The organism is Streptomyces sp. NPDC051286, assembly GCF_044455345.1.
In the GTDB taxonomy this organism is placed as follows: domain Bacteria; phylum Actinomycetota; class Actinomycetes; order Streptomycetales; family Streptomycetaceae; genus Streptomyces.
In genome coordinates this window covers 1-25577 of the sequence record NZ_JBITER010000017.1, presented here as the reverse complement: position 1 = coordinate 25577, position 25577 = coordinate 1, and the positions used below count along the sequence as shown (strand labels likewise).

The following is a 25577-nucleotide window of genomic DNA, read 5'->3' as shown; positions in this document are numbered from 1 at the left end:
TCAGTCCCCGTCCGGTCCGGAGCCCCGGTGGGACCCGGAATCCGTGTCCGGCCCGGAATCCACCGATCCTGACGCTGAACCCGCGCCGGGTCCGGGACCCGCGCCGTGGCTCGAATTCCTTCCTGCGCCCGCACCGGCAGGGGCCCCCGCCCGGTCGCCGCCCTGCGTGCCCGTCGCATCGGCGTCCGCGTCCGGCCCCGGGTCCGCCTTCTTCCGTACCTCCCGTTCCCCGTGCCGCGCGGAGGCGGCCATCGCCCACACCACCCAGATGACACCGAAGAGACCCCGTGCCCAGGCCGGGCCGATCGGGATCCACGGGATCATCAGGACGGCCTTGTCGAAGGCGTCGAGCAGGGTCAGGACACCCAGCACCATCGTGGTCCAGCCCAGTCCGGGCCGCTCGCCGCGAAGGACGAGTCCGATGCCGATCCACCACGCCCCGGTCAGCAGCAGCGCCACCGCGGGCAGATAGGAGGACGCGAGACCCGTCGTCGCACCGGCCACATCCAGCCCGAGGCCGATCGCGCCGAGCAGGGTGGCCGCTGTGGCGAGCCGGCTGTGCCGCAGGCGGCGCCACCAGAGCACCCCGCCGACCAGCGCGAGCACCAGAGCGACACCCAGGGCGATCTGCACCTCGATGCGCTCGATGCCGCGTGCGCCGTACCAGTCGCAGCCGGCCGGCAGCCGCCGCGCCTGCACGTTGTAGTCGGCACAGACCAGCAGTTGGGCAAGTTTGACCGGTTCGCCCACCAGCCGGTCGGTGCGGACGGAGACCGCGCCGCGCGCCGCCCCGCACGCGGGCAGCGAGCGCGGTGTGGACGGTCCGGTGTCCGACTGCCAGCAGTTGCTGTCGCCCTGGCCGTCCCACCACACATCGGTGCGGTTGGGCCGGGAGCGGCCCGCCTTGTCCGTGCCGAGGTGATTGCCCGCGTACCGGTTGTGGTGCGAGGTGTCGGCCTGCTTCGCGGGGGCGTTCTCGCCGCGGATGAAGGCGGGGACGGCGCTCAGGAAGAAAGCGGCACGCCGCTGTCCGTAGATCCAGTTGTTCTCGTAGATGTTCCAGTTGCCGCCCGCGGTGATGATGCCGGTGCCCGGCGGCATGGAGATCTGCGGGCAGACGACGCCGTCCTCGTAGCCGCGTTCGACGGGCGGTTTGGCGCAGGTTCCATCGGCGACGTACGGGTAGTAATCGGCGTTGTTGTCGTGGATCAGGTTGCGTTCGAAGCGTGCGTGGTTCTGCGGGAGTCCGGGGTGGCCGGGGAAGGCGCTGTCCATCGAGGCGCCGCCCATGTTGTGGTCGAACTCGTTGTCGTGGACGTGGACCGAGTCGCCCGCGGTGCCGGAGTAGCCGACCATGTTGTGGTGGCTGCGGCAGCCGGTGATCTCGATCGAGTAGCGCGGCACGTCGTAGCCGTACCCGTCGTTGATGTCCGACGCGCTGCCGGGGTAGATGCCGGAGTCACCGTTGCCGTACGACTCGCAGTTCTTGTACAGCCCGTGGTCACTGGCGAAGGTGAGGAAGCCGTACTCGTCGTTCCACCGGGTGAGGACGTCGTCGATCACGAAGCCGTCCTGGGCCAGCACATACAGCGAGTTGAACGTCGTGCGCTGGGCGGTGAAGTTCTTGAAGTAGATGCCGTCGGAGCCGTCCGAGCGGATCGCGTTGAGTTTCTGGTACTTGGCGTCGATGACGACGTCGGTGCGCTCCGCCCCGGTCCCCTCGATCTGGAGCTGCTTCTTGCCGAGGATCGCCACCAGGTTCTGGTTGTGCGGACACTTCTTCTGCTGCGCGTACGACAGGATCTGGTAGCCGAGCTGCGAGTTGGGCGCCTTGAGCCTCGCGCACTCCCCCGTCGGCCTGGGCAGCGAGGGCTCCTCCTCGTACAGGCCGGGCAGGATCGCGATAGTCATGCCGGGTCCGCCGACCTCGTCGACGGCCTGTTGCAGATGGCGGTACCCGGACTTCCGGCACCGCTCGAAGAGTTCGAGGTTGCGTGCCCGGAGCTTCGCCGGAAAGCCGGATATCCGGCGTTCGAAGTCGGCGCGGTCGCTCTTGCAGACCAGCAGATCGGGTTCACCGACGCGGTAGACCGGGACGCTGCCGGAACCGTCGGGCAGGGTGACCGGCCGTTCCTCGTGCGCCTGGGCGGCCGGGGCCGCGAGGAGTGCGGCGGCCAGTGCCACCAGGACCACCAGAAGTCTTCGTGTCCACGACATGCGCCGGAGAGTAGAGCATTGTTCAACTTTTGGAACCCCCTTCTGCGCGACGGATCAAAAAATTTCCGCCACGGGCCCGCACCGGATCCGCGACGCGCCACCACCCTGCCCCGTTGACGTGCCCCGATCTGATTCCTACGGTGTCCCATAGGATTTCTTCGGCACCGGGAGCGCGACATGGGCGGCACCAGCGGCATCGAGCAGGCGAGGAAGACGGCGGAAGCGCTTGCGCACTCCGCCGGTTTCGGTAATGAGCACAGCTCCGAGGCGGCCCAGGGGGCACTGCCGCACGGCCGCAACTCGCCGCAGCGAGCACCACTCGGCCTCTACGCCGAGCAGTTGAGCGGCTCGGCGTTCACCGAACCGCGCGCCCACAACCGCCGTTCATGGCTCTACCGGATCCGTCCCTCGGCCGCCCACCCGCCGTTCGTCCGGATCGACAACGGCGCGGTGCGCACCGCCCCCTTCAATGAGTCCGTCCCCGATCCGAACCGGCTGCGCTGGGACCCGCTCCCCGATCCCGCGCCCGGCACGGACTTCCTGGCAGGGCTGTGGACCCTCGGCGGCAACGGCGACGCCACCCAGCGCACCGGCATGGCCGTGCACCTCTACCACGCCAACACGGCCATGACCGACCGCGTGTTCAGCGACTCCGACGGCGAACTGCTGATCGTCCCCGAGCGGGGCGGCCTGCTGCTCCGTACCGAACTGGGCCTGCTGCGCGCCGAACCCGGTAACATCGCGCTGATCCCCCGGGGCGTCCGCTTCCGTGTGGAACTCCTCGACGACTCCGCCCGCGGCTATGTCTGCGAGAACTACGGGCAGCCGTTCACACTCCCCGACCTCGGCCCGATCGGCGCCAACGGCCTTGCCAACGCCCGGGACTTCCTCGCTCCCGTCGCCGCTTACGAGGACGCGGACCGCCCGGTCCAGGTGATCAACAAATTCTGCGGCAACCTCTGGTCAGCGACGTACGACCACTCGCCGCTCGACGTCGTCGCCTGGCACGGCAACTACACCCCGTACGTCTACGACCTGCACCGTTTCAATGTGATCGGCTCCATCAGCTACGACCACCCCGACCCGTCGATCTTCACGGTGCTGACCTCGCCGTCGGACACCCCCGGTCTCGCCGGTGTGGATTTCGTCGTCTTCGCGCCGCGCTGGCTGGTCGGCGAGGACACGTTCCGGCCGCCGTACTTCCACCGCAATGTGATGAGCGAGTACATGGGGCTGATCGAGGGGGCGTACGACGCGAAGACGGCCGGCAAGGGCGGCTTCGTGCCGGGCGGCGGCTCGCTCCACAACATGATGTCGGCGCACGGCCCGGACCGGGAGACCTTCGACCGGGCAAGCGCGGCGGAGCTGAAGCCGCAGAAGATCGACGACGGTCTTGCCTTCATGTTCGAGACCCGCTGGCCGGTCACGGCGACCGGACAGGCGGCGACCGCCGACCACCTGCAGCGCGGGTACGACGACGTGTGGCAGGGTCTCGAACGCAACTTCCGGCCATAGGCGAAGCCGCCGCTTCCCGGCCCCCGCTCGTCGCGTCCGCAGTGTCGCAGTACGGAGAGTCCAGGTGACCCAGGTGCCTCAACTGCCCCAGACGCCCCAGGTGACGGCCTTCGCCCCCGACTCGCTGGTCCTGAACCGCAGACTGCCGCTGTGGTACCAGGTCTCACAGTCGCTGCGCGCGTCCATACTCGGCCGCGCCCAGGACGCCTCGCTGCGGCTGCCGACCGAGGAGCAGCTCGCCGCACACTACGGCGTCAGCGTCCTCACGATGCGGCAGGCGCTCAAGGAGCTGGAGACGGAGGGGCTGATCAGCAGGCACCGGCGGCGCGGCACCTTCATCGAGCCGCAGGCCCGCCGGGCCTCACCGGTCCGGCTGCTCGGTTCGATCGATGCGATCGTCGCCCAGCAGTCGGGCGAGCGCACCACGGTCCTCGGCCATGGCCCGCTCGCCCTGCCCGGCGATCTCGCCGAGTACTTCCCGGGCTGCACGGACGTGGTCGGCTACCGGCGGCTGCGCTGCGACGGCGACACCGGCGAGCCCACCAACTGGGCGGAGAACACAGTGCATCCCGAGGTCGCGGCCCGGCTCGATGCCGCCGATCTCGAACGCTGGCCGATGACCAAGGTGTTGCGCGACCGCGTCGGCGTCCGGATCGCGCGGATCACGGACACGGTCGAGGCGCGGCTCGCCGACCCGGTCACCGCCGAGCTCCTCCAGGTCCCGCTGCTCAGCCCGATCCTCTTCTACACAGGGGTGACGTACGACGAGAGCGGCCGGGTGGTGGATGTGGCACAGATCCGGTACCGGGGGGACAGGTTCTCGTTCTCGGTGACGGTCGAAGCACACTGACCGCACACGACGCACCGTTACGATGCCAGGGCCTGTTCTGAGTTCCCCGTCGTTCGCGCGAAGCGCGGGCGCAGCGGCGGTCGGTGCGGCGAGCGTGCGTGCCGGGCGTCGCTGCGCAGGCGGGGAACTCAGAACAGGCCCTAGGGCGGCGGACGTGGCGACGGGGAGGACGACACGGTGGCAGCACGGGCGGGCGCCGGAGCCGGCGGGGACGACGACACCCCGCTGCTCGACGACCTCATGCCATGGTCCGTACGGCCCCTGCGCACCGGGCGCCCCTGGGTGACGGCCCCGGACGCCGGCTCTCTCAAGGCCCGTTGGGGACGTCTGATCAACGCCGAGGGAGCCGAGCGCGACCAGCTTTTCCGGCCCACCCGTTCCCGTGATCCGCAGACTCCGGTCGCGGCGCTGCCCGGCCAGACCGCCTCCACCGCCCGGTTCGCGCGGGAGTCCGGTCCGTGCCCCGAGCCGGTGCGGATCCTGCACGGGCCGTTCGACGAGCAGTGGCTGATCCCCGACCACCGGCTGATCGACGCAGCCCGCCCGGAGCTGTGGAGGGTCGCCGACGGGCACCAGCTCTTCGCCGTCGAGCACGGGCACGTACCGCAGGACACCGGGCCCGCCCTGTCCGTGACGGCACTGCTGCCCGACGGCCACTCCCCGGCGGGCCGCCCCGGCCGGATCCGGCCGCTCTACCGAAGGCCCGGCGGACGGGAACCCAATCTGGCGCCTGGCCTGCTCGGGCTGCTGCGCGCCCGGCACGGGGACGCGGTCACCGTGGAGTCCGTGCTGGCGTGGATCGCCACGGCGGCCCGTCATTCCCCGGCCGGGTCCGTCGTACCGCTGCCCGCCGACAGCGCACGCTGGTGGGCCGGGGTGGAGCTGGGCCGGGAGCTGGTGCGGCTGCAACTGCGCGGCGCGCGCGGCGGGGAGCGCCCGCGGCTGCCCGGCGGGCGGCGCCCCTACGTGCGGGCCGCGGTACCGGCCGCGCCCGGCACGCTGGAGTACGACCCCGGCGACGAGGCGCTCCTGCTGGGGACGGGACGCATCTCGCCCGTACCGGCGGGAGCCTGGGAGTTCCGGGTGGGCGGGGTCCGGATGCTGGAGCTGTGGTTCGAACGACGGGCGGCAGCGGACGGGGCGGACGGTCTGGAGGCGATACGGCCCCGGGGCTGGCCCCAGGAGTGGACCTCGGAACTGCTGGAACTGATCACCGTGCTGGCGCTGCTCGCCGAACTCCGGCCCCGGCAGGAGGAGCCGGCCGACGGCCCGCGGATCACGGCCGACGACCTCCGCGCGGCGGGCGTGCTGCCGGTCCCGGCCACGGCCCGGCGGCCCGCATCGGTGCTCGACCATCAGGAGGAGGGCCCGGACGGGCAGTTCGCGCTGCTGTGACCGCCGGGGCCCGGGTTCGAGTGCGGATCCTGCCGGGCTCGCGCGCCCGGCGCCGATCCGGCCCGATCCGGACAAAATCCCTGGCCGCTACCGGTCGAAGGAGTCCAGTACCCGGTGCAGCGCCCGGTCGAAGACCCCCTCCAGATCGATCGGCCCGGGGTCCTCGGCGAAACCCGCCGCCATCCGCGGATACTTCCCGGTCTCGATCTGGCTGATCAGATAGCCGGTGCGCGCGGCATGCTCCTGTTCCTCGGACCAGGGCAGCGACCGACTGCGCTCCGCCGTGGCGATCTCGTTGGCCACATAGGTGGTGATCACGCCGTTGACCATGGCGATGAGTTCCATCTTCTCGCCGAACCGCGCGTCGACCCCGTCCAGCAGGCTGAGCGTGTACTCCAGGTACCGCAGCGCGTTCGGGCTGAAGCCGTACACGGGTGACATGAGCCGGGGCACCCAGGTGTGGCGGTGCATCATCTCGCGGGCCTGATGGGCCAGCGAGATGAGATCGGCACGCCAGTCGCCGGACGGCTCCGGGAAGTCGTACCCGCCGCTGACCGCGTCGAACATCAGCTCGTACAGATCCTCCTTGCGCGGCACGTAGTTGTAGAGCGACATCGTGCCGCAGCCGAGCTCCGCCGCGACCTTCCGCATGGACACCGCGTCGAGGCCCTCCGCATCGGCGATTCGGACGGCGGCTGCCGCGATGTCGGCACGGCTGAACGCGGGCCTGGGGCCGCGGCCCGCACGCTCGGGGCGCGCCCAGATCACTTCGGGTACAGCGGGTCGCCCCACCATTGATCACCACCTCTCCCCCCATCGTAGTTACGTACACCGTACGTAGTGCGGTACGGTGGCCGCATGACAACTACGTACGCTGTACTTAGTGAAGGTCTGGAGAAGCACTACGGCGACGTCCATGCGCTGCGGGGACTTGATCTCGCGGTCGCCGAAGGCACCGTCTGCGGAGTGCTGGGGCCGAATGGCGCGGGCAAGACCACCGCCGTCCGGGTCCTCACCACACTGACCGCCCCGGACGGCGGAAGCGCTCGGGTGGCGGGCCACGACGTGGTGCGCGAGGCGGGCGCGGTGCGCACGGCGATCGGCGTCACCGGGCAGAACGCCTCGGTCGACGGCGAGCTCACCGGCCGGCAGAACCTGCGACTCTTCGCCAAGCTCCAACGGTTCCGCGGCGAGGCCGCGCGCATCCGCGCCGACGAGCTCCTGGAACGCTTCGAGCTGACCGACGCCGCCGACCGCCCGGTCCGCACCTACTCAGGTGGCATGCACCGCCGCCTCGACCTCGCCGCCAGCCTGCTGACCCGGCCGAGGGTGCTTTTCCTGGACGAGCCGACCACCGGGCTCGACCCGCACAGCCGCAACCAGATCTGGGCGGCGGTACGGGAACTGGCCGGCCGGGGCACAACCGTCCTCCTCACCACGCAGTATCTGGAGGAGGCCGATCAGCTGGCCGACGACATCGTGCTGATCGACCATGGCCAAGCCGCCCATCGCGGCACCCCCACCGAGCTGAAGGCCCGCATCGGCAGCTACGCCGAAGTGGTCGTCTCCCATGAATCGGCGCTGGTCCCGGCGGCAGGCGTCCTCGATCAGCTCACCGGCACCGAACCGGTACTCGACCACGAGCGCCGCACCGTGGGCGCCGTCGCGACCGACACCACGCTCACCCTCCCCCGTATCGTCCGCGAACTCGACGCCGCCGGCGTACCGCTGATCGATGCGAGCCTGCGCCCACCGACGCTCGACGAGGTCTTCCTCCGCCTGACCGGCCGCGGCGACGGCCGCACCTCCCCGCCCCTGAAGGAGACGGCAGCATGAGCAGCACCGTACTGGCCCACGAGCAGCGCACCGGACCCGCCACGAGCACCCCGATCGCTGACAGCCTGGCCGTGCTGGGCCGCCATCTGCAGCGGATCAAAGCAGCCCCGGGCGTAGTGATCCTGACCCAGACCATGCCGATCACGATGCTGCTGTTCTTCGGTTACGTGTTCGGCAGCGCCCTGGCCATGCCCGGCCAGGAGTACCGCGCGTTCCTGGTACCGGGCCTGCTCGCGTCGACGGCGGCCAACGGCATCATGACCGGGATGTTCCAGTCCGCGCAGGACTGTCACCGCGGAGTGATGGACCGGTTCCGCACACTGCCGATGAGCCGGTCTGCCGTACCGCTCGGCCAGACCGCCGCCGACCTGCTGACCACGGCCATCGGCATGGTCCCGCTGATCCTGGTCGGGCTCGCGGTCGGCTGGCGGATCGAAGGCGGCCCGCTCGCCGCCCTGGGCGCCTTCGGGCTGCTGCTCCTCCTCCGGTTCGCCACGTCGTGGATGGGCTGCTGGCTGGGCCTGCTGATCCGCAACGAGGAGGCGGCCGGCCAACTGGGCAGTGCCACCTTCATCCTGCCGCTGCTGTCCAGTGCGTACATCCCGACCGACAACCTGCCGGGCTGGCTGCGGACGGTCGCGGAGTGGAACCCGATCAGCGCCATGGCCTCGGCCACCCGCGACCTGTTCGGCAACGCGTCCCCGGCCGCCGACGCCGCCTGGCCGGTCGCCCACCCGGTGGCCGGGACGCTCGCCTGGTCGGTGGTGCTCCTCGCGGTGTTCGCACCGCTGTCCGTACGACGTTACGCGCGCGGCGGCGAGTGACACCGACTCACCGAGGGGCCACCGCATCGGCGCGACGGATGCCCCGTACACGTCGAGGGGGCATCGCGCCGGTGCGGCTCGCACACCGGGCTCACCGCGGAATCAATGCGTCAGCACGCCCGGCCGGTCCAGGGTGCCGAGCAGGCTGACGAAGCTCGGCTCTCGGGATGACAAAGTTGTTACGTACACGATAGGTACGGTTCCCATGAGTGCTCACCCCCTCCCCCTGGACGGCATCACCGTCGTCGCCGTCGAACAGGCTGTCGCCGCCCCGTTCGCCACCAGGCAGCTCGCCGACCTCGGCGCCCGGGTCATCAAGATCGAGCGCCCGGACGGCGGTGACTTCGCCCGCGGTTACGACACCGCTGCCCGCGGCCTGGCCTCGCATTTCGTCTGGTGCAACCGCGGCAAGGAGTCCCTCGCGATCGACCTCAAGGACCCGCGCGGCCTCGCCGTGGTGCGCCGACTGGTCGCCGACGCCGATGTGTTCGTACAGAACCTCGCCCAGGGCGCGGCCACCCGGCTGGGTCTGGACGCCGCGACGCTCTGCGCCGCGCACCCGCGGCTGGTCGCCGTCGACATCTCGGGGTACGGCGCCGACGGGCCGTATGCACACAAGCGGGCCTACGACATGCTCGTGCAGTGCGAGGCGGGACTGGTCTCCGTCACCGGCACACCCGGGCAGCCGGTGAAGGCGGGGGTGCCCGCCGCCGACATCGCGGCGGCGATGTACGCCTTCTCGGGGGTGCTCGCGGCGCTGCTGCGACGCGCGACCACCGGGCTCGGCGGGCCTGTGGAGATCTCGATGCTGGAGGCGCTGACCGAGTGGATGGGGCATCCGCTGCATTTTCGGATGCATGGAGGCGAAACCCCGGCGCGCACGGGTCTCGCGCATCCCGTCATCGCCCCCTACGACGCATTCGAGACGGCGGACGGGGAACAGCTGCTGCTCTCCGTGCAGAACGACCGGGAGTGGCGCCGGCTCACGGAGCAGGTTCTGGGGCGGCCGGAACTGGCGGACGATCCCGACTTCGCGACGAACACCGCACGGACCGCTCACCGGGAGAGGACCGATGCGGTGGTGGCCGAGGCGCTCGCCACGCTGACCGCGAAGGAGGCGCTGGCCGGGCTGGACGCGGCGGGCATCGCCTGCGCCCGGCTGAACACCGTGGCGGATGTGGCCGCACACCCTCAGCTGGCGGCGCGGGACCGGTGGCGGGAAGTGGAATCACCGGTCGGGGCGTTGCGGGCCATGCTGCCGCCGATCACACTGCCGGGCGGAACGGAGCCGCGGATGGGGGCCGTACCGGCGCTCGGTGAGCACACCGAAGCACTGCTGCGGGCCGCGGGGATGACGGACGAGCAGACAGCGGAGCTGCGCCGGGACGGTGTGATCGCCTGAGCGCGGCCCGAGCGGTGGGCCGGTTCGGTCAGGGGCGGGCGATCGGTCGGGGGCCGGATCGAAGGTGACAGGCCGTCGGGTCAGTGGCGGCTGCCGAAGAGCGAGCGTCGCAGCCGTCGCAGCGGTGCGAAGAGCGAGACACGCGCGCTCCTGCTCCGGCGGCTGTGCGCGGCGTCGCGCGAGGTGAGCTCCAGCATCAGCAACGTCGCCTCCGCGGTCTCGCGCTGCGGGACGGCGGGGCCGCCGAGCACTGCGAGATGGCGGTCGAGGCGCGAACTGGTCGCACTGCTCCCACATGTGATGGCAGGCACACGCGGCCTGCTGCGCATCGCTATCTGTTCCATGTCACTCCCCACCCGTACGAGGGCACCCGGCCCGGGCAGGTTAACCCTATCCCCCCGCGATGACACACGTGTATCCCGGGCGCCGGATTGAGCACACACATACGGAGGTTGACGGCCGTACTCATAATTCACTCGATTCCAGGGCGAGTTGGACAGAACGGGAGCGGTTCGCCCGCAGCGGCGGATTGCTGCGCAAGGGGGGCGGGAACGGTCCGGTCTGAGCTAGCGTGGAGAGGTTTCCGCCGTGCTGCCGCCACTCCTGCGGATGGGGGATCACCGTGAGCGAAGTGCCGGGCGAGGACCGACTGATCGCGGGCCGCTACCGCCTGCTGGGCCCCCTGGGCCAGGGCGGGATGGGGACAGTGTGGCGGGCGCGCGACGAGGTGCTGGGGCGCGAGGTCGCCGTCAAGGAGGTCCGCGCCCCATCGGGGCTGCCCGCCTCCGACGTACAGCGGCTCTACACGCGCCTGGAGCGGGAGGCATGGGCAGCCGCGAGGGTCTCCCATCGCAACGTGGTCACCGTCTACGACGTGGCGACCGAGGACTCCCGCCCGTGGATCGTGATGGAGCTGATCCGCGGGCTCGCGCTCTCCGACGTACTGGACGCCGAGGGCCCCATGCCCCCGCAGCGGGCGGCGCACATCGGCGCGGAGGTGCTGGCCGCACTGCGCAGCGCCCATGGGTCCGGAGTGCTGCACCGCGATGTGAAACCCGGCAATGTGCTGCTCGCCAACGACGGGCGGGTGGTGCTGACGGACTTCGGTATCGCCATGGTCGAGGGGACGTCCGCGCTCACCATGACGGGTGAACTGATCGGATCGCCGGAGTTCCTGGCACCGGAGCGCGCACTGGGGCGCACGCCGGGGCGCGAATCGGATCTATGGTCGCTGGGTGTGCTTCTGTACGCCGCGACCGAGGGCAATTCGCCGTTCCGTCAGAACACCCCGCTGAACACGCTCCGGGCGGTGGTGGACGAGGAGCTGCCGCCGCCCCGGCGGGCCGGCCCGCTCGCCCCGGTCATCGAGGCGCTCCTGCGCAAGGACCCGGCCGAGCGGCTCTCGGCTGCGGAGGCCGAGCATCGGCTGCGGATCGTCGCCGCCGGGGGTACGCCGCGGACCGCGGGGGCCGGTGCGGCGGATCCGTACGGTGCCACGGTGACGGCCCGCACGACGGCGCCGGAAACGCCGTTCCCCGCGGCCCCCTTCCCCTCCCCCGCTTCGTCTCCGACGTCCGCGTACGTCCCCGAGGAGCGGTCGCGTCGCGCGGTCGCCGTTCTCGTCACAGGGCTGGCGGTCCTACTGCTCGCCGTCGGCGGCATCGTCTGGACGCTGTCGCACAGGGGCGACGACAAGAACGCGGCCACCACCACCGGCGCATCCGGCCCGGGCCCGACCAGCAGCGCCCCGCGCTCGACGCCCGCCACCCGGGAAACGCCCGGCACCGACGGATCACCGCGCGGAAGCGGCGCCGGGAGCACCGGCCACAGCAGTACGAGCAAGCCGCCGCCCCAGACCGTGACGGTGTATCTCACCCCCGTACGCGACAGCTACGAGGGCAGTTGCCCACCGCCGCACGCCGGGGCACCGGCGGTCGAGGCGACGATCACAGTGGGGCGTACGCCGGTGCAAGTCGAGTACCGATGGGCGCTGAAGGACGGTACGAGCTCGGATCCCGGCTGGCAGTCGCTGTCCTTCGGTGCCGGCGACGGGCGGTCGAAGCAGGTGTCGCACACGAAGCTGACGTACCAGCAGGACGCCACGTACCACGGAACGATCACCCTGGAGGTGAGAAGTCCGGTCGCGGTCACCTCGAACGGAGTGGCGATCTCGGTGACCTGCCGGGCGGAGACCCCGACGGACGGGGCCTCCGCCTCGACGGAAGGGGCCTCCGCCCCGGCGGGCGACTGACCGGGGCGGCCCGTGACCCTTCCGTCGCCCTGTCAGACCGCGGAGTTGAAGGCAGGCAGGTAGCCGCCCGACTGTCCGGCGGCGGTGGGGTGGTAGGACTCGCCGATGTTGAGCCAGTTGACACTGTGCAGCCAGGCACTGCCGGAGCAGATCTCGTGCCCGGTGAACCTGGATGCGACATCGCTGAAGGTGAAGCCGTGGTCGGCCGCACGCTTGGCGGTTGCCGCGTTGAGGTAGTCGGAGGCGCTGTTGATGGCGGAGCGTTCGGTCTCGCTCAGGCCGGCGAGGCAGCTGCCGCCGATCTTGTAGAAGCGGGGGTAACCGAGGACGACGACGTGGGCGGACGGCGCTTTGGACCTGATCGCCGTGTACACCGAGTCGAGCTTGCCGGGCAGGGTGGAGTCGACATAGCTGCGGGCGGTCGCGATCCGGCTGAGGCAGGTCGATTCCGACTGGAGGACACAGGTGGTCATGACATCGGCGAAGCCCGCGTCATTGCCGCCGATGGAGATCGAGACGAGGTCGGTCGAGGCGGAGAGCGGGCCGAGCTGTCGGGCCGTCACATCACCGGTAACAGCGCCCGAACAGGCCGTGAAGGCGAACGACGCGGGCGAGTTGGCGGCGGCCCAGAGCGTGGGGTAGGCCTTGGTGCTGCGCTTGCAGTCGCCGCTGGCGCTGTCGTAGCTGCCGGAGCCGACCCCCGAGGAGTACGAGTCGCCGAGTGCGACGTAATCGACGGGCGTCGCAGCGTTCGCGGTGGTCGCCCCGGTCAGGGCGAGTACGGCACCGAGCAGAAGCGAGGACGACAGCGCCACAAGTCTGGATATTTTCACGGAATCTCCCTTGGACCGGCCGGCAGGATCTCTGCCCTACTCAGTGGTAGCAGCACGGGCGCCGCGCCGGAAGTGTTCATGCCAAGTCCATCCCATGAGGTGTTCTGGACGGCCTCTTGAACGCGCGTCACATGAAATCCGGCATCCGCCGCACCAGGGGGCGAAATCGCGCCTGGGGAGAGTCAACAGCGGGACAAGGGAGGTGACTTCACCACCGATCGGATCCTCACGAAGGGGTACGCGGTCGTGCGGCGGACCCGGCAGGTCCGACGCGGATTCACCGGCTCGGGGAGGTGAGCGGTGCGGACCGTTCGAACGGGAGGCGGAAGGTGGCAAAACCTGGGTGCGCCGGATGCCCGGGTGCCGGATCATGGGCGCCATGTCTGCCAACCCCGAGTCCGCTCTGCCGATCCGGCTCACCGTCGACGACAGCGATTCCCCGGCCGATGTCGTCGACGCGCTGTTCCTCGGCCGCTTCGCGACGGGCGAGCAGCCGTACTCCCACAGTTCCTCCCTCGACCGGGTGAAGTCCGGAGCGACGCTGCTGCCGCCTGCCGCCAAGGTGCTGCGCGCCGCCCGCGACGAAGACCGCAGCGCAACCCTCGCCGAGGGAGAGGGCTGGACGCTGCTCATCTCGCGGTGGAACCGCGGCGCCGACGTCACCGTCACCGCGACCACCGCCGAGCTGGCGCAGAAGATCCTCGACCAGGCGACGGACGGTGCCCAGGACGAACCGGAACCACAGCCCGAGAACGTGACGATGGGCTTCTGGTACGTCTCGCCGCGCCGCGGCCCGCACCGCACCACCCGGCAGATCGCCGCCGGTACCTGGGACGAGGTGCGCGGCAACTACACGGCGCCGGTGGCCGAGGCCATGGACCGGCTGATGAAGGTGACACCGGACGACATCGCGGGCCGGCTGCTCCTGCTGCACGGCCCGCCCGGCACCGGCAAGACGTCCGCGCTGCGCACGCTGGCCCGGTCCTGGCGCGACTGGTGCCAGGTCGACTGCGTGCTCGACCCGGAACGGCTCTTCAACGACGTCGGCTATCTGATGGACATCGCGATCGGTGAGGACGACGGCACGGCGAAGGGCAGGTGGCGGCTGCTGCTCCTGGAGGACTGCGACGAACTGATCCGCGGCGAGGCCAAGCACACCGCGGGCCAGGCGCTGTCCCGGCTGCTGAACCTCACCGACGGGCTGCTGGGCCAGGGGCGCAATGTGCTGGTGGGCGTGACGACCAATGAGGACCTGGAGCGGCTCCACCCGGCGGTCGTCAGGCCCGGCCGCTGCCTGGCCCGCATCGAGGTGGGCTCACTGACACGCCAGGAGGCGGTGGCCTGGCTGGGCACGGAGGAGGGGATCCGCCGGGAGGGCGCGACGCTGGCCGAGCTGTACGCGCTGCGCCGCGGCACCGGTCCTGCCTCGGTGCCGAAGCAGGACGCGGGGGCGGACGCGGGGCTGTACCTCTGAGGGTTCCGCCCGCAAGCCGGTGTGTCCTCGTTCTCCGAACGGGCTTGGTTCTCGCACCGTTGAGGGCGCGAACGGCCACCGCCCGGACGGCCGCGGTCACTCCTCGTACGCCGCCCGCACCGCATCCTGTGCCAGCGACGCCGCCGCCGCGCGCGACAACCCGAGCCGCCTCACCTGGTCCGCGTACTCCCGCGCCGCCTCCGCGGCCTTCCGTTCCGCCGCGCCCCCCGCGGCGGCGACGAACGTACCGTTCCGTCCGCGGGTCTCGATCACCCCGTCCGCCTCCAGGGCCCGGTACGCCTTGGCCACCGTGTTCGCGGCGAGGCCGAGCTCTTCGGCGAAGCCGCGTACGGTCGGGAGTCTGTAGCCGACGGGCAGCGCCCCGGACCGCGCCAGTTCGGAGATCTGCGTGCGCAGTTGCTCGTAGGGGGCGGTGCCGGAGTCGGGATCGAGAGCGATCTTCAAAGTCACGGCCCGATTCTCCCCCACCGCCGGAAATTCGGAGGCGGCCGGGCCGGTCCTCCCCGTAACGTCCACCGCATGACTGTGATCGTTCGCGACTTCGTGCCCACCGACGCCGAGGCGTGGGTACGGGTGCGGCGCGCCGCACTTCCGTACATGGTGACGACTCCTGAGCAGGTTGCCTTCGAACAGGCCAACGCCCATCCCGACAAGCGGTACAGGCTGCTGGTCGCCGAGGAGGACGGGGAGATCATCGGCACCGCTCAGGTCGGCTTCGCCCATGACAGCCCGGAGCCCGGCCAGGGCTTCTGCAATCCGTACACGCACCCCCACCGGGTGGGTCGCGGGGCAGGCTCGCTCCTGGTGCGCACCGCCGAGGAGTATCTGGCCGGGGCAGGGGCTGTCGCCGTCTACACCTGGGTGCTCGACGAGCCGGCGAGCCGGGTCTTCGCCGAGAAGCGCGGGTACACGCCGAGCCGTCCCGCGCACTTCCTCCATCTCGACCTCTCACACGGCACGCTGCCGCCCCGTCAGAGTCCTCCGTCCGGTGTGGAACTGCGGTCCGCCGCGGACTTCGCGGACGACCCGCGGCCTCTGTTCGAGGCGGACGCGGAGACCACGGCGGACGAACCGAGCGACACCCCGGCCGAACTCTCGGACTACGAGGACTGGCTGCGGAACACCTGGAACAACCCCGGTCTGGACCGGGAGCTCACCTCGGTCGCTGTGGTGGACGGCGAGGTGGCGGCCTTCAGCGCGGCGAACACCGACGGCCTGACCCGCTACTCGTCGGGGATGACCGGCACCCGCAGGGCATATCGCAACCGGGGTCTGGCGAAGCTCGTCAAGAACGACTCGCTGCACCGCGCACGCGCGGCCGGCTACACGGACGCGTACACCGGCAATGACGCGGACAACGGGCCGATGCTGGCCATCAACGCATGGTTCGGCTACCGGATCTGCGCCACGGAGGTGCGGCATGTCCACAACATCGGTTGAGGTCGTCCTGGTCAAGGCGGGGCGGACGAAGATCCGTTACCCGGCGGAGCTCGTGGGCGACGACGGCACCCGGGTGACGGTGACCGCACCGTGGGCCGCGCCGGGCGTGCGCGACTTCGGCTTCGTACGGTTCGAGCCGGGCGATGTCTTCACCGAGCACTACTGGCGCGACCGGTGGTTCGCCGTGAAGGAGGTCCGCACCGGCGAGGGGACGCTGAAAGGCTGGTACTGCGACATCACCCGGCCCGCGGTGCTGGGCGACGGGGAGTTGCTGGTCGAGGACCTGGATCTCGATCTGTGGGTGTCCGCGGACGGCTCCTCCGTACTGCGGCTGGACGAGGACGAGTTCGAGGAGAGTGGGCTGGCCGCACACGATCCCGACGCGGCGGATGCCGCCCGCCGGGCGCTGGACGAGCTGGAGGGCCTCGCCCTCGCGGGCGGGCTCACGGGTCTGCTGGCACCGTCGCGCCCGTCCGGCGCCGGGCGCTAACCCACCACGAGCTCCACCTCGTACCCCGCCGCGTCCTCCAAGTAGGCGGCGCAGTGCCCGTCGCCGCCCGCGTGCGGATGGCGGTCCGCGAACAGCAGCCGCCAGCCGTGCTCCGGAGCCTGCGCCACCAGCGCGTCCAGCGTGGCCCGGTCCCGGACGTGGAACGCCAGGTGGTTGAGGCCGGGGAGGAGCCGGTCGTGCGGTCCCGGGGCCAGGGCGGGTGACTGCTCGATCACCAGATAGGTGTCACCGCGCCGCCAGCTGCGGCCGTGCTCCCATCGCTGGTACGGGACATGGCCCAGCTCACCGAGGAGCCAGCCCCACCCCGCCTCGGCCACCGCCAGGTCGGGCACCCACAGCTCGATGTGGTGCACCCCGCCGGTGCCGGAGCCGCCGGACTGCAGCGGGACCGCGCGGCGGGTGCCGTGCGGCTGGTACGCCACAGTGTCGCCGTCCTCGTGCCAGTGGATCAGGAAGCGCTCCCCCGCCCGGTAGCCGTCCAGCCCCGCACGGCAGTACGCGACCATGTCGTCGGGCAGGGCGTCCAGCGGGAACCAGGCGAGCTCCGAGCACTTCTCCGGTTCGCGGTTGTACGGCGGACGGGCAGGGTCGTACTCCGCCTCGAAGAACCAGCCGGTCCGGGGACTGCCGCCGGGCCCGCGGTGCTGCATGACCAGGGCGACCCGCAGCTCGTCCGGGTCCAGTGCGAGACCGATCTCCTCGGCGGCCTCGCGGATCATCGCCTCGCGGACGTCCTCGCCGTCCTCCACATGTCCGGACGGGCCGTTGAACAGCCCGTCCGCGTATCCCGTGCCGGCGCGGCGGGCGAGCAGGACGTCGGGGCCGCGGCGCAGGATCAGATGCACATCGACGATCTCGGTGTGCCGGTGCGGCGGCTCGGCGCGCACCACCAGCGCGTACCGGTCGTCGTCGACCTGTTTGCCCCACAGGTTCGGATCACCGGAGAGCCGCTCGTGGTGGATGCGCTCGGTGAACGGGGCGAGCAGCGCCGTCAATCGCTCGGCGGAGAGGCCCACCCCGCCCCACACCCCCTCGATCAGCAGCAGCCGCCCGCCGGGCCGCAGGAGACCGAACCAGTGGCGCAGAGCGGCCTCGGGATCGGGCAGCAGCCACACCACATGGCGGGCCATGATCACATCGAACTGCTGCTTCCCGACCGGTGGTCGGGCCGCGTCCCCGACGAGCACCTCGGTGCCCGTCCCGGCGAGCTTGGCCCGCGCCTGCTCGACCATGCGCGGCGACCGGTCGACCGCGGTGACCCGGTGGCCCTGCCCGGCGACGACCAGCGCCAGACTTCCGGTGCCGCACCCCAGGTCGAGCACCTCGGAGCGGCCCCCGGGCAGCCAGCTCTCCAGACGCTGCGCCCATGCGTGCCGGACCACCGGGTCCAGCAGTCCGTGGTCGGGCTCCTCGTCGAAGGAGTCGGCGGCGGAGTCCCAGTCGATCGTCGTCATGCGTCGATCGTCTCAGCCACCACTGACACAGTCGATCAGTCGGCCGTCCGGTCAGCGGGTCAGCTGCTTGCGGTAGTGGAACCTGTCGTAGACGCCGTCCACGCGCCGCTCCACCAGTTCGTACCCGTAGCGCGGGTACATCTTCTGGTTCTCCCACATCAGCGCGTTGGTGTAGAGACGGATCTCGGGAAGGCCAAGGCTGCGGGCATGCGCGTCCACGAAGGCGAGCAGCCGCCGCCCGACTCCCCGGCCGGCCGCGTCCGGGTGCACGGCGACGGACTCCAGGAAGAGGTGGTCCTCGTACGGGACCAGGACCAGGACGCCGATGACGTCCGGGGCTCCCGTCACGTACACCCGGCCCGCCGTCACATCTGCCGCATGGTCCGCACGCATGGGTGCCGGGACGACGCCGATGCGCGCGATGTAGTGCCGGTAGGCCGCATCGGTGACGGCCCGTACGGCGGGGACGTCGGCCGGGGCGGCGAGGCGGATTTCGTCGGACGTGTCGGCGGTCATGGAAGCACCGTACGAGGGCCCCGCCCATGCCATACGGGTGGGGCTCTCGTACGCGTACGGAGAGGTCCGCAGCGCTGCCCTGGACCGTGTCGCGAGCGCCGCGGGGGGACGGGGCGGTGTGACCCTCGGCCGTACGACGCTACGCCCCCTTCGGATACCGGGGTTTGGTTACCATCGAGGTGACATAGACACGATGCTGGAGTCGCGCTCGTGAGACTTGTTGTGCAGGTCCGTCTCATGCCGGATGCCGTGCAGGCACCGGCCCTTGAGGCGACCCTGCATGCGGTCGACAAGGCGGCGGACCGGGTGTCGTCCGTGGCATTCGAGCACTTCGGGCTCAGGGGAGGGCAAACCCCACTGCGGAAGCTGTGTGACGGCGAACTCAAGGCCTGTGGGAACGGCACGCCGGGAAGCCAGCCGTAGTCGAGCGAGTAGACGCAGTAGCCCCGGTTGACTATGCGACGGTACGTCAGTCAGCGATTCGCCCATCCGCCATGACCGTGTACGGCCAGTTGATCACGCTGCTGCGCGTTCCACGGCGTTCGGGGCCCGGGGAGCGGCTCATCGCCGAGGTCCGGGTCGCTCGCCGGCCAGAGCGGCAGGACGTACGGCCTCGGACCCGAAGCGCCGCCTGGCCCGGTCCGCGGCGGCTTCGGCGGCACGGGCGCGGTCATCGCCGGGGTCCAGGGAGAGTTGGCGGTGAGCCCCGTCGGCCGGCCGCAGGTCGTCGGCGCGGATCACGAAGGCACGAACTCTTGCCCGCTGCAGCCCGAGACCGGTCAGCAGGCCCAGAGCAGCCGTGACGAGGGCGGGCGAGTGGTCGGTGGGTTCCGCCAGCGTGCACGTACGCGTGGTGGAGCTGCGGTCGGCGTACCGCACCGTGAGCGTGAGGCGGCCGGTGACCTGGCTTTCACCGCGCAGGCGTTGGCCGATCCGGTCGGCGAGTCCCAGGACGGCACGGTGATGCCGCACCGGGTCGAGACAGTCCTGGTCGAGTACGAGATCGACCATCAGATGTGCCGCCGGTTCCAGCGGGACGACCGGGCGGGGATCATGGCCGCGGGCCCGCTCGGCCAGTAGCCGGGCCTGGCCGACGCCGAGAATGCGTTGCAGGGTCGCCGGGGGTATGTCGGCGACCTGGCCGATGGTGTGCAGGCCGTATCGGCCGAGCGTGGCCGCGGTGGCAGGGCCTATTCCGGGCAGCGCGGTGACCGGTCGGGGGCGCAGCCAGGCGGCGGCCTGTTCGGCGGGAACCCAGGTGGTGTGTCCCGGCGCGGACGCGTCGGCCGCCATGGTGGCCAGCATGCGGTTGCCGGCGAGCCCCGCACTGCTCTCGATGCCGTACAGGGCGAGCAGTCTGAGTTTCGCCAGCTGAACCACGTCGTACGGGGTGAGGTCGAAGTACCTGAGGGCGGACGTCAGGTCGAGCTGGACGGCGTCGGGCGACACCGCCTGCACATGGGGGGTGATGCCGGTCAGCAGGTCGATCGCGTCCGCGTACCGCCCTTCGTACGGCAGGGCGTGCAGGTGCAGGTGGGCAATGTGCCGTCGGCGTGTGGTCATCCTGCGCTCCCTGGGCTGGTGTAGCCGAGCTTCCTCAGATCGGCTGAGCCGCTGCCGGCGGGCTGCAGGTCGGCATAGGGATGCAGCCGGGCGCCTGTCGTGCCGTTGATCAGGGTGCGCCGCGGCTGCGCGGGGGTCGGTTGCGGATGGCTGACTCCGAGCAGGGAGAGCGCCGCTTCGGGGCCGTGATCGCGACGGGCCACGGCGATCCGGTCCAGGTCCCAGGCCATGGTGCCGACGACGGTGCGGCGGGTGCCGCGCACCTGGACCGTGCCGCGGACCAGCAGCAGCCCGCTGTGGAAGACGGTGTACGCGCAGGCGGGGTGGGAGTCCTCGAAGAAGGCCAGGTCGACCAGGCCGGAGCCGTCCTCCAGGGTGACGAAGATGACGCGCTTGCCGCTGGCGATCGGCGGGGTCTGCGTCGAGGCCCGTACCCCGGCGACGAGAACCTGCCCGCCTGGACGGGCTCCGGCCAGATGCGCCGCGTCGATGGCACCGATCTCCCGCAGCAGCCGGTGATGGTGCTCCATCAGATGCCTGGAGACGTCGATGCCGAGCGTGTTCAGCTCCGCGCTGAGGGCTTCGCGTCCGGTCATCTCCGGCAGACCGCTCAGCTCCGCTGCGCCGACCGCCTCCACGTCGATGGGCAACTGGCCCTTGCTCGCGGACCGGGCGCGGGACTGCCGGTGGAGTTCGACGATCTGCAGCAGCAGATCCCGCCGCGTGAGGCGCCCGTCGTGCAGGGTGTCCAGGGCGCCGATCTCCGCGAGGCGTTCGGCGACCGGTCGGCTGGGCCGGGCCCGCTGCCAGAAGTCCGACAGCGATCCGTACGGCTGGGCCTCCTCGATCCGCGCGCATTCCTTCTCGCTGATACCGCGCACCGCGGACAGCGCGAGCCGCACGCCCCACTGTCCCCCGTCGGCCCGCTCCACGGTGTGCTTCGTCCTGGAGTGGTTGACGTCGACGGGCAGGACCGGGACGCCGCGCCGGCGGGCGTCGGCGACGATGACGCGCTTGGGCCACATACCGGGGTCGTGTTCGAGGAGGCCGGCCAGCAGGAAAGCCGGGTAGTGCGCCTTGAGCCAGGCGCTCTGCAGAGCCGGTACGGCGAAGGCGACCGCGTGCGCCCGGCAGAAGCCGTAGGCACCGAAGGCCTCGACGGTCTTCCACACCTGGTCCCGGACCGCGGGGCTGTAACCGCGGGCGGCCGCCCGGCGGTGGAACCAGTCCTTGATTCCGGGCAGTCGTGCCTTGTCACCGAGAGCCCTCCGGGCGACCTCGGCCAGAGCGCGATCGCAGCCGGTCAGCACCGACAGCGTCTCAATGATCTGCTCGTGCCAGATGGTCACGCCGTAGGTGTCGGCGAGCACGGGTTCGAGGTCCGGGTGGGCGTAGGCCGGTGTACCGCCATGACGTGCGGCGATGTACCGCTCGGGCATCCCCCCGGCAACCGGTCCGGGGCGGAAGAGACTGATGTCGGCGATGACGTCCTGCGGGTCACGGGGCTGCAGGCGCGAGAGAAGATCCTGCTGGCCGGTTCATTGGTCAAGTGAGGTGTCGGGTTTTGTAGTGTCGGGTTTTCTGAGGACCACAGGCAGGGGATCAGTATCGGCGTATCACGATGCGTCGGTTGCATCGCCCTGTGCTGCTGATCGGCCTCAATCCGCGGCACGGCGACGCGTCACTTCTCGCGACGATCGGCCTCGCGTACCAGCCGCGTCATGTGCGCCGCGATGAAGGGCATCGAGCACACCACGATCGTCTACGGTGCGGTGCTGGCCACCCAGGACACGCCGCTCGCACTGGTGGTAAAGGCGGTGACGCCCCTGTTCCGGTAGGGCTCGTCCGCAGACCTTCCGGCAGGCCGCTTCGGACCGCTACCATGAATGGATACATTCAGGCTCAATGCCGGGTTCAGCCCCGACTCCCAATGGCCTCAGGCCGGGAGAGCCCGCATACCGTCTCCAAAGCCGCAGCGCGGCCGAGGGGCGGGGCGGCGAAGGGCGAAAACACGGACGGGAACCGACGTGCATGCCGCAGACGCGGAGCGACGAGCGGGAACTGAAGGTCTCCGAGATCTTGCGGAGTCCGGGCCTGTTCTGCCCGGACCAACCGGCTGGGCAGCCGGACCGTGTCAACCAGAGTGTTGACATCGCCATTTCGGAGGTCTTCGTGACCAGCACCGCCCCGCCCTCGGCTGACTTCGACGAGGAGGACATCACCCCTTCGTCCACCGGGAGGGACAATCCCTACCCGGGCGCCGACAAGAAGGAGTGGACCGACCGCTTCGCTGACGCGCTTGAGGCCGCCACGGGCCTGCCCCGGTCCCTGATCGACGCCATCACCGCGTACGTACCTCAGCCCAAGCAGTACTTGCAACGTCAGGACGGCGTTTACCGTCTGAAGCCGCAGACGCTGCAGGAGGACAGCGGGCTCACGATCCTCAGTGTCCGAGCCCACGGGTTCGCCGGCAGCCCGGGCGAGTACAACGAACGCATCCGCGGCGACTTCCACTCTCCTCTCCGTCCGGACGCACGGCCGGACTACGTTCTGCCCGCCCTGACGACCGGCCGTACGGCCGGAAGGCCGGCCGCGTTCCTCACCACCACCGATCCTGTGGATCTCAACCGGCAGGCGCGTCTGCTGGACCTGATGGACACGTCCCTCAACACGGCCGACGGTGACCGGGGCTATCGCCTCGTCGAGGACATCGAGATCTACGGGCAGAAGGAAGTCACGCTGCACGCCCCGTTCGTGCGGCAGATCAGCGAACAGACGGACACCGGCAGCCGCATTCGAGCCGTCCCCGACCTGACGGCCATCAAGGGCGCCAACCGGTCCAGGGCCCGCCTGGCGCTGTTCGGGCTCTCGGTCCGGGACATCGTCTTCGGACTGCGCCCCTACGCGCACATGGGCATCTCGCGGGCGGACGACCCCCGGTCCGCGGATCCCACCTACTGGATCCCGATCTTCGCGACCATCCTGAAGGACGCGTTCGACGACCCGGACCACCCCGGTCACACCATCGCCATGCGCGCCCAGAACGTAGCCACCGTCCCGATCCAGATCATCGTGGGGGCCACGAACCTCGAAGGCTTCCACAATTCGGTGTTCGACCCCAACCGGGTCGATCACCGGCGCCCGCCCCTGGACTACAAGCTGTCCGAGAAGGCGGCCTCTGACCTCCGGGCAATCCTCCGAGAGGCCGTGAACTACGGCGAACTGGAGGAGCCGGAAAGAGCGTGGCTCGCGGGTGAGGCCCCGGATCCGGTGCCGGAGGCCGGCGAGGACCGCATCGCTGCCCGGGACCGCCGGGACCGCACGCTCTACGACATCGTCTTCCCGAGCTCGCCGGAGCGGCGCAGGCTCATCCGGAGGGTCCTGGGAGAACCTGCCCCCAGCCAGACTGGCCGCCGGCATGTGGACAATCGCATGCGCATGATCTCGGCAGTGGTCAGCGACGGTTACAGCCACCGGTGGAACCCCCGTGTACTCGACGGGCTGCTCCGCCCCAGCAGCATCAAGGACGGCACGACCTTCGCACCCGACGCGACCTGGGCTGACCTCCTCGCCAGTGCCGGCCGCGGAGACGAGAAGGCTCTGGAGACCTTTATCATCACGCGCGGCATGCACTGGCTCGCCGAACACAAGATCGTCGAGGCCGACCGTGGCTCCGTCGGAGCGCAGACCCACGAGGTCGACGACGAGGCCGAAACTCGGCGCATCCGCCGGACGATGAACAGTGTGCGGGACGCCCTGAAGGTCCAGCCGACGCGCACCATCGGTCTCATGCGGGAACTCGCCCACGCGGCAAACACCCGAAGCGAGCCCCGGCAGGTCGATGTCGAGGGCCGGCCGCTGGACGGCACTCGCGCGTCACGCGCCTGGTTCGACGAGGCCTTCCCGAAGAAGCCCGCTCGCCGACGCGCGCCGCGTCCGGGCCCCTCGGACGACCCGGGCCAGCCGGAGCCCACGCCCCAGCAGAAGCTCCTCGTAGCGCGTGACACCTTCGAGGCGGCGGTCACGCACGGACTCGTGAAGGCCTTCGCGGACGTCTTCAGCACGGCCAAGGAACTCGACGACGCCGCGACCGACGCCAACGCTGTCGCACTGCCGGACAACCTCACCGACACCGTCACCAAGGTCCTGGGCGACGCCCTGGCCGCCGCCCGGAAGGACCTGCGGGGGGTAGGAACAGTTCTGCAGGTCCTCCAGCACGGCGGGGGCGACCCCGCGGACTTCGTCTCAGAGTGCGCGGTGTTCTTCGACGCGGAGGCCGGTCGGTGACCCAGCGGACGGTTCTTCCGGTGGGCCCCGTGCTCACGCGCCGGGCCCTGGGGACGCTCCCCCTGGCAGCTGGCCGCTTTCTGGTGGCTGCCTATGCGACACCGGTCCCCTTCCACGACTACGAGGTCTTCACCGACCTGGGGGTCGTGACAGGTATCTACCTGGTCACCGATGCCGACAATCACATCCGGTGGCTCGGACAGGCCAGTCGCGACGACGACCTCAGCGCCCGCCTGGGTGAGCATCATCGGAATCCTCACAAGCGGGCCGTCTTCTCCCACGTGCGAGTACTCCACCTCGAAGATCACACCCCGGGCGACGCGCTCAACGCCATCGAGGGAAGGTCCGCAGACCGGCTCAACCTCCGTGGCGCCATGAACCCACGGGTCTGGCCTCGAGCGGATGAGTGGCTACGGCTGGTGGCCTAGTTAGCACAGCAGACGCGCGGCGGGTGAGCTTCCAGCCCGCCGCGCAGTCGATTCGTCGAACAGCGAGCATAGGCGTTCAGGCCCGCGCAGTTGCACAAGGCATCTCCACTTCTAGATCTCCGGGCGTAGGGGGCGAGGCGCGAAGCAACGGCCGAGAGGCGACCGTCCGTCTTTCGGCGACGCGGCCGAGAGGGCCATCGGCGTCCCGGAGGAAGGCAGGTCACCGCTGCCTGCCGAGGGCGACGATCTGTCCATCACTCGTCAACGATTGAGCAGGTCGTCGACGGCGAACTCGGCGTGGACTCTGCTGCGCAATTTCGTGCGGGGGTGATGGTGGGCGCGGGATGATCGTCTGTACGGTCGTTGTCCTGTCGTGCGGTCGTGGGGGTGTCGTGGATGTCGTTGCGGTCGGAGGGGCTGCCGGAAGTCCCGGAGCAGACCGTGGTGGTGGCGCGGGCGGCGTTCCCGCGGGGGAGCCTGGCGATACGGGTGCGTGACCGGCTCTCGGAGGTCTTCGCGGATGAGCCGTTCGCCTCGGCGTTCGGGGTGCGTGGGGCTCCGGGCCTGTCTCCGGGGGTGTTGTGCCTGGTCACGGTGTTGCAGTTCGCTGAGGATCTGACCGATCGGCAGGCCGCGGCGATGGCGGTGCGGGCGATCGACTGGAAGTACGCGCTCGGGGCGGAGCTCACGGACACCGGCTTCGATGCCAGTGTGCTGAGCCGGTTCCGTTCCCGCCTGTCCGACAACGGCATGGAACGGG

21 protein-coding genes and 1 pseudogene are annotated in these 25577 nt (G+C 70.5%); 13 read left to right on the top strand and 9 right to left on the bottom strand.

Going from position 1 to position 25577, the window contains the following annotated elements:
* Positions 1–2217, bottom strand: a complete 2217-nt coding sequence (locus ACIBB8_RS18845; protein WP_398953436.1) for a right-handed parallel beta-helix repeat-containing protein — start codon at positions 2215–2217, stop codon at positions 1–3.
* Positions 2218–2394: 177 nt separating this feature from the next.
* On the opposite strand from ACIBB8_RS18845, the gene hmgA reads away from it, so the two are divergent.
* The 3 genes from hmgA to ACIBB8_RS18830 all read left to right on the top strand — a co-directional run bounded on the left by hmgA (position 2395) and on the right by ACIBB8_RS18830 (position 5977).
* Positions 2395–3732, top strand: coding sequence for a homogentisate 1,2-dioxygenase (gene hmgA / locus ACIBB8_RS18840; RefSeq protein ID WP_398953434.1), 1338 nt, complete (start codon positions 2395–2397; stop codon positions 3730–3732).
* 64 nt (positions 3733–3796) lie between these two features.
* Positions 3797–4582 (top strand): GntR family transcriptional regulator, encoded by a 786-nt coding sequence (locus tag ACIBB8_RS18835; protein WP_398953432.1) that lies wholly within the window; start codon positions 3797–3799, stop codon positions 4580–4582.
* 177 nt (positions 4583–4759) lie between these two features.
* Positions 4760–5977, top strand: a complete 1218-nt coding sequence (locus tag ACIBB8_RS18830) for a type ISP restriction/modification enzyme (RefSeq protein ID WP_398953430.1) — start codon at positions 4760–4762, stop codon at positions 5975–5977.
* An 87-nt stretch (positions 5978–6064) separates the two neighbouring features.
* Here ACIBB8_RS18830 and ACIBB8_RS18825 read toward each other — a convergent pair whose 3' ends face one another.
* On the bottom strand, positions 6065–6772 hold the full coding sequence (locus ACIBB8_RS18825; RefSeq protein ID WP_398953428.1) for a TetR/AcrR family transcriptional regulator C-terminal domain-containing protein: 708 nt from the start codon (positions 6770–6772) through the stop codon (positions 6065–6067).
* A gap of 63 nt (positions 6773–6835) precedes the next feature.
* Between ACIBB8_RS18825 and ACIBB8_RS18820 the strand changes: the two genes are divergently transcribed.
* The 3 genes from ACIBB8_RS18820 to ACIBB8_RS18810 all read left to right on the top strand — a co-directional run bounded on the left by ACIBB8_RS18820 (position 6836) and on the right by ACIBB8_RS18810 (position 10039).
* Positions 6836–7813, top strand: coding sequence for an ATP-binding cassette domain-containing protein (locus tag ACIBB8_RS18820; protein ID WP_398953426.1), 978 nt, complete (start codon positions 6836–6838; stop codon positions 7811–7813).
* Positions 7810–8637 carry an ABC transporter permease gene (locus ACIBB8_RS18815; RefSeq protein WP_398953424.1) on the top strand — a complete coding sequence of 276 codons (828 nt, stop codon included), beginning with the start codon at positions 7810–7812 and terminating at the stop codon, positions 8635–8637. Before ACIBB8_RS18820 ends, ACIBB8_RS18815 begins: the two co-directional genes overlap by 4 nt.
* A gap of 205 nt (positions 8638–8842) precedes the next feature.
* On the top strand, positions 8843–10039 hold the full coding sequence (locus tag ACIBB8_RS18810; RefSeq protein WP_398953422.1) for a CaiB/BaiF CoA transferase family protein: 1197 nt from the start codon (positions 8843–8845) through the stop codon (positions 10037–10039).
* Between the two features lie 80 nt (positions 10040–10119).
* On the opposite strand, the gene ACIBB8_RS18805 is transcribed toward ACIBB8_RS18810, so the two are convergent.
* Entirely contained in the window at positions 10120–10383 is a 264-nt protein-coding gene (locus ACIBB8_RS18805) for a hypothetical protein (protein ID WP_078840391.1), read from the bottom strand.
* A gap of 278 nt (positions 10384–10661) precedes the next feature.
* Here ACIBB8_RS18805 and ACIBB8_RS18800 point away from each other — a divergent pair, with 278 nt between their 5' ends.
* On the top strand, positions 10662–12290 hold the full coding sequence (locus tag ACIBB8_RS18800) for a serine/threonine-protein kinase (RefSeq protein ID WP_398953420.1): 1629 nt from the start codon (positions 10662–10664) through the stop codon (positions 12288–12290).
* A gap of 32 nt (positions 12291–12322) precedes the next feature.
* Here the strand turns inward: ACIBB8_RS18800 and ACIBB8_RS18795 are convergent, their stop codons facing one another.
* A complete protein-coding gene (locus ACIBB8_RS18795; protein WP_398953664.1) occupies positions 12323–13105 on the bottom strand; it encodes an SGNH/GDSL hydrolase family protein in 783 nt (260 codons plus the stop codon).
* 370 nt (positions 13106–13475) lie between these two features.
* On the opposite strand from ACIBB8_RS18795, the gene ACIBB8_RS18790 reads away from it, so the two are divergent.
* Complete coding sequence (locus tag ACIBB8_RS18790; protein WP_398953662.1) at positions 13476–14597, top strand: DUF5925 domain-containing protein; 1122 nt, start codon at positions 13476–13478, stop codon at positions 14595–14597.
* A 96-nt stretch (positions 14598–14693) separates the two neighbouring features.
* On the opposite strand, the gene ACIBB8_RS18785 is transcribed toward ACIBB8_RS18790, so the two are convergent.
* Positions 14694–15068, bottom strand: coding sequence for a GntR family transcriptional regulator (locus ACIBB8_RS18785; protein WP_398953418.1), 375 nt, complete (start codon positions 15066–15068; stop codon positions 14694–14696).
* Positions 15069–15137: 69 nt separating this feature from the next.
* Here ACIBB8_RS18785 and ACIBB8_RS18780 point away from each other — a divergent pair, with 69 nt between their 5' ends.
* Both ACIBB8_RS18780 and ACIBB8_RS18775 read left to right on the top strand, forming a co-directional pair.
* A complete protein-coding gene (locus ACIBB8_RS18780; RefSeq protein WP_398953416.1) occupies positions 15138–16058 on the top strand; it encodes a GNAT family N-acetyltransferase in 921 nt (306 codons plus the stop codon).
* Complete coding sequence (locus ACIBB8_RS18775; RefSeq protein ID WP_398953414.1) at positions 16039–16548, top strand: DUF402 domain-containing protein; 510 nt, start codon at positions 16039–16041, stop codon at positions 16546–16548. The genes ACIBB8_RS18780 and ACIBB8_RS18775 overlap by 20 nt, the downstream gene beginning before the upstream one ends.
* Here the strand turns inward: ACIBB8_RS18775 and ACIBB8_RS18770 are convergent.
* The 4 genes and pseudogenes from ACIBB8_RS18770 to ACIBB8_RS18755 all read right to left on the bottom strand — a co-directional run.
* Entirely contained in the window at positions 16545–18023 is a 1479-nt protein-coding gene (locus ACIBB8_RS18770) for a trifunctional class I SAM-dependent methyltransferase/NUDIX hydrolase/VOC family protein (RefSeq protein WP_398953412.1), read from the bottom strand. The genes ACIBB8_RS18775 and ACIBB8_RS18770 overlap by 4 nt on opposite strands.
* A 51-nt stretch (positions 18024–18074) precedes the next feature.
* Entirely contained in the window at positions 18075–18539 is a 465-nt protein-coding gene (locus tag ACIBB8_RS18765) for a GNAT family N-acetyltransferase (RefSeq protein ID WP_398953410.1), read from the bottom strand.
* A 561-nt stretch (positions 18540–19100) separates the two neighbouring features.
* The gene (locus tag ACIBB8_RS18760; RefSeq protein ID WP_398953407.1) at positions 19101–20102 is read right to left on the bottom strand and encodes a DNA polymerase thumb domain-containing protein; all 1002 of its coding nucleotides are present in this window, start codon (positions 20100–20102) and stop codon (positions 19101–19103) included.
* Positions 20099–21637 (bottom strand): annotated as a pseudogene (locus tag ACIBB8_RS18755) (DNA polymerase III subunit alpha); the annotation flags it as partial. The pseudogene ACIBB8_RS18755 and the gene ACIBB8_RS18760, both read right to left, overlap by 4 nt.
* 637 nt (positions 21638–22274) lie before the next feature.
* Between ACIBB8_RS18755 and ACIBB8_RS18750 the strand changes: the two are divergent.
* The 3 genes from ACIBB8_RS18750 to ACIBB8_RS18740 form a co-directional block, all read left to right on the top strand.
* Entirely contained in the window at positions 22275–24389 is a 2115-nt protein-coding gene (locus ACIBB8_RS18750; RefSeq protein WP_398953405.1) for a hypothetical protein, read from the top strand.
* The gene (locus ACIBB8_RS18745) at positions 24386–24817 is read left to right on the top strand and encodes a hypothetical protein (protein ID WP_398953403.1); all 432 of its coding nucleotides are present in this window, start codon (positions 24386–24388) and stop codon (positions 24815–24817) included. Before ACIBB8_RS18750 ends, ACIBB8_RS18745 begins: the two co-directional genes overlap by 4 nt.
* A 396-nt stretch (positions 24818–25213) precedes the next feature.
* Positions 25214–25577, top strand: a 364-nt coding sequence (locus tag ACIBB8_RS18740) for a transposase (RefSeq protein ID WP_398953401.1), incomplete at its 3' end; no start/stop codon positions are given.

What these genes read in the sequence shown, in the direction of transcription:
- ACIBB8_RS18845 (WP_398953436.1), bottom strand. Translation starts at nt 2,217, where the DNA reads ATGTCGTGGACACGAAGACTTCTGGTGGTCCTGGTGGCACTGGCCGCC.
- hmgA (WP_398953434.1), top strand. Translation starts at nt 2,395, where the DNA reads ATGGGCGGCACCAGCGGCATCGAGCAGGCGAGGAAGACGGCGGAAGCG.
- ACIBB8_RS18825 (WP_398953428.1), bottom strand. Translation starts at nt 6,772, where the DNA reads ATGGTGGGGCGACCCGCTGTACCCGAAGTGATCTGGGCGCGCCCCGAG.
- ACIBB8_RS18820 (WP_398953426.1), top strand. Translation starts at nt 6,836, where the DNA reads ATGACAACTACGTACGCTGTACTTAGTGAAGGTCTGGAGAAGCACTAC.
- ACIBB8_RS18815 (WP_398953424.1), top strand. Translation starts at nt 7,810, where the DNA reads ATGAGCAGCACCGTACTGGCCCACGAGCAGCGCACCGGACCCGCCACG.
- ACIBB8_RS18810 (WP_398953422.1), top strand. Translation starts at nt 8,843, where the DNA reads ATGAGTGCTCACCCCCTCCCCCTGGACGGCATCACCGTCGTCGCCGTC.
- ACIBB8_RS18805 (WP_078840391.1), bottom strand. Translation starts at nt 10,383, where the DNA reads ATGGAACAGATAGCGATGCGCAGCAGGCCGCGTGTGCCTGCCATCACA.
- ACIBB8_RS18790 (WP_398953662.1), top strand. Translation starts at nt 13,476, where the DNA reads ATGCCCGGGTGCCGGATCATGGGCGCCATGTCTGCCAACCCCGAGTCC.
- ACIBB8_RS18780 (WP_398953416.1), top strand. Translation starts at nt 15,138, where the DNA reads ATGACTGTGATCGTTCGCGACTTCGTGCCCACCGACGCCGAGGCGTGG.
- ACIBB8_RS18775 (WP_398953414.1), top strand. Translation starts at nt 16,039, where the DNA reads ATGTCCACAACATCGGTTGAGGTCGTCCTGGTCAAGGCGGGGCGGACG.
- ACIBB8_RS18770 (WP_398953412.1), bottom strand. Translation starts at nt 18,023, where the DNA reads ATGACGACGATCGACTGGGACTCCGCCGCCGACTCCTTCGACGAGGAG.
- ACIBB8_RS18765 (WP_398953410.1), bottom strand. Translation starts at nt 18,539, where the DNA reads ATGACCGCCGACACGTCCGACGAAATCCGCCTCGCCGCCCCGGCCGAC.
- ACIBB8_RS18760 (WP_398953407.1), bottom strand. Translation starts at nt 20,102, where the DNA reads ATGACCACACGCCGACGGCACATTGCCCACCTGCACCTGCACGCCCTG.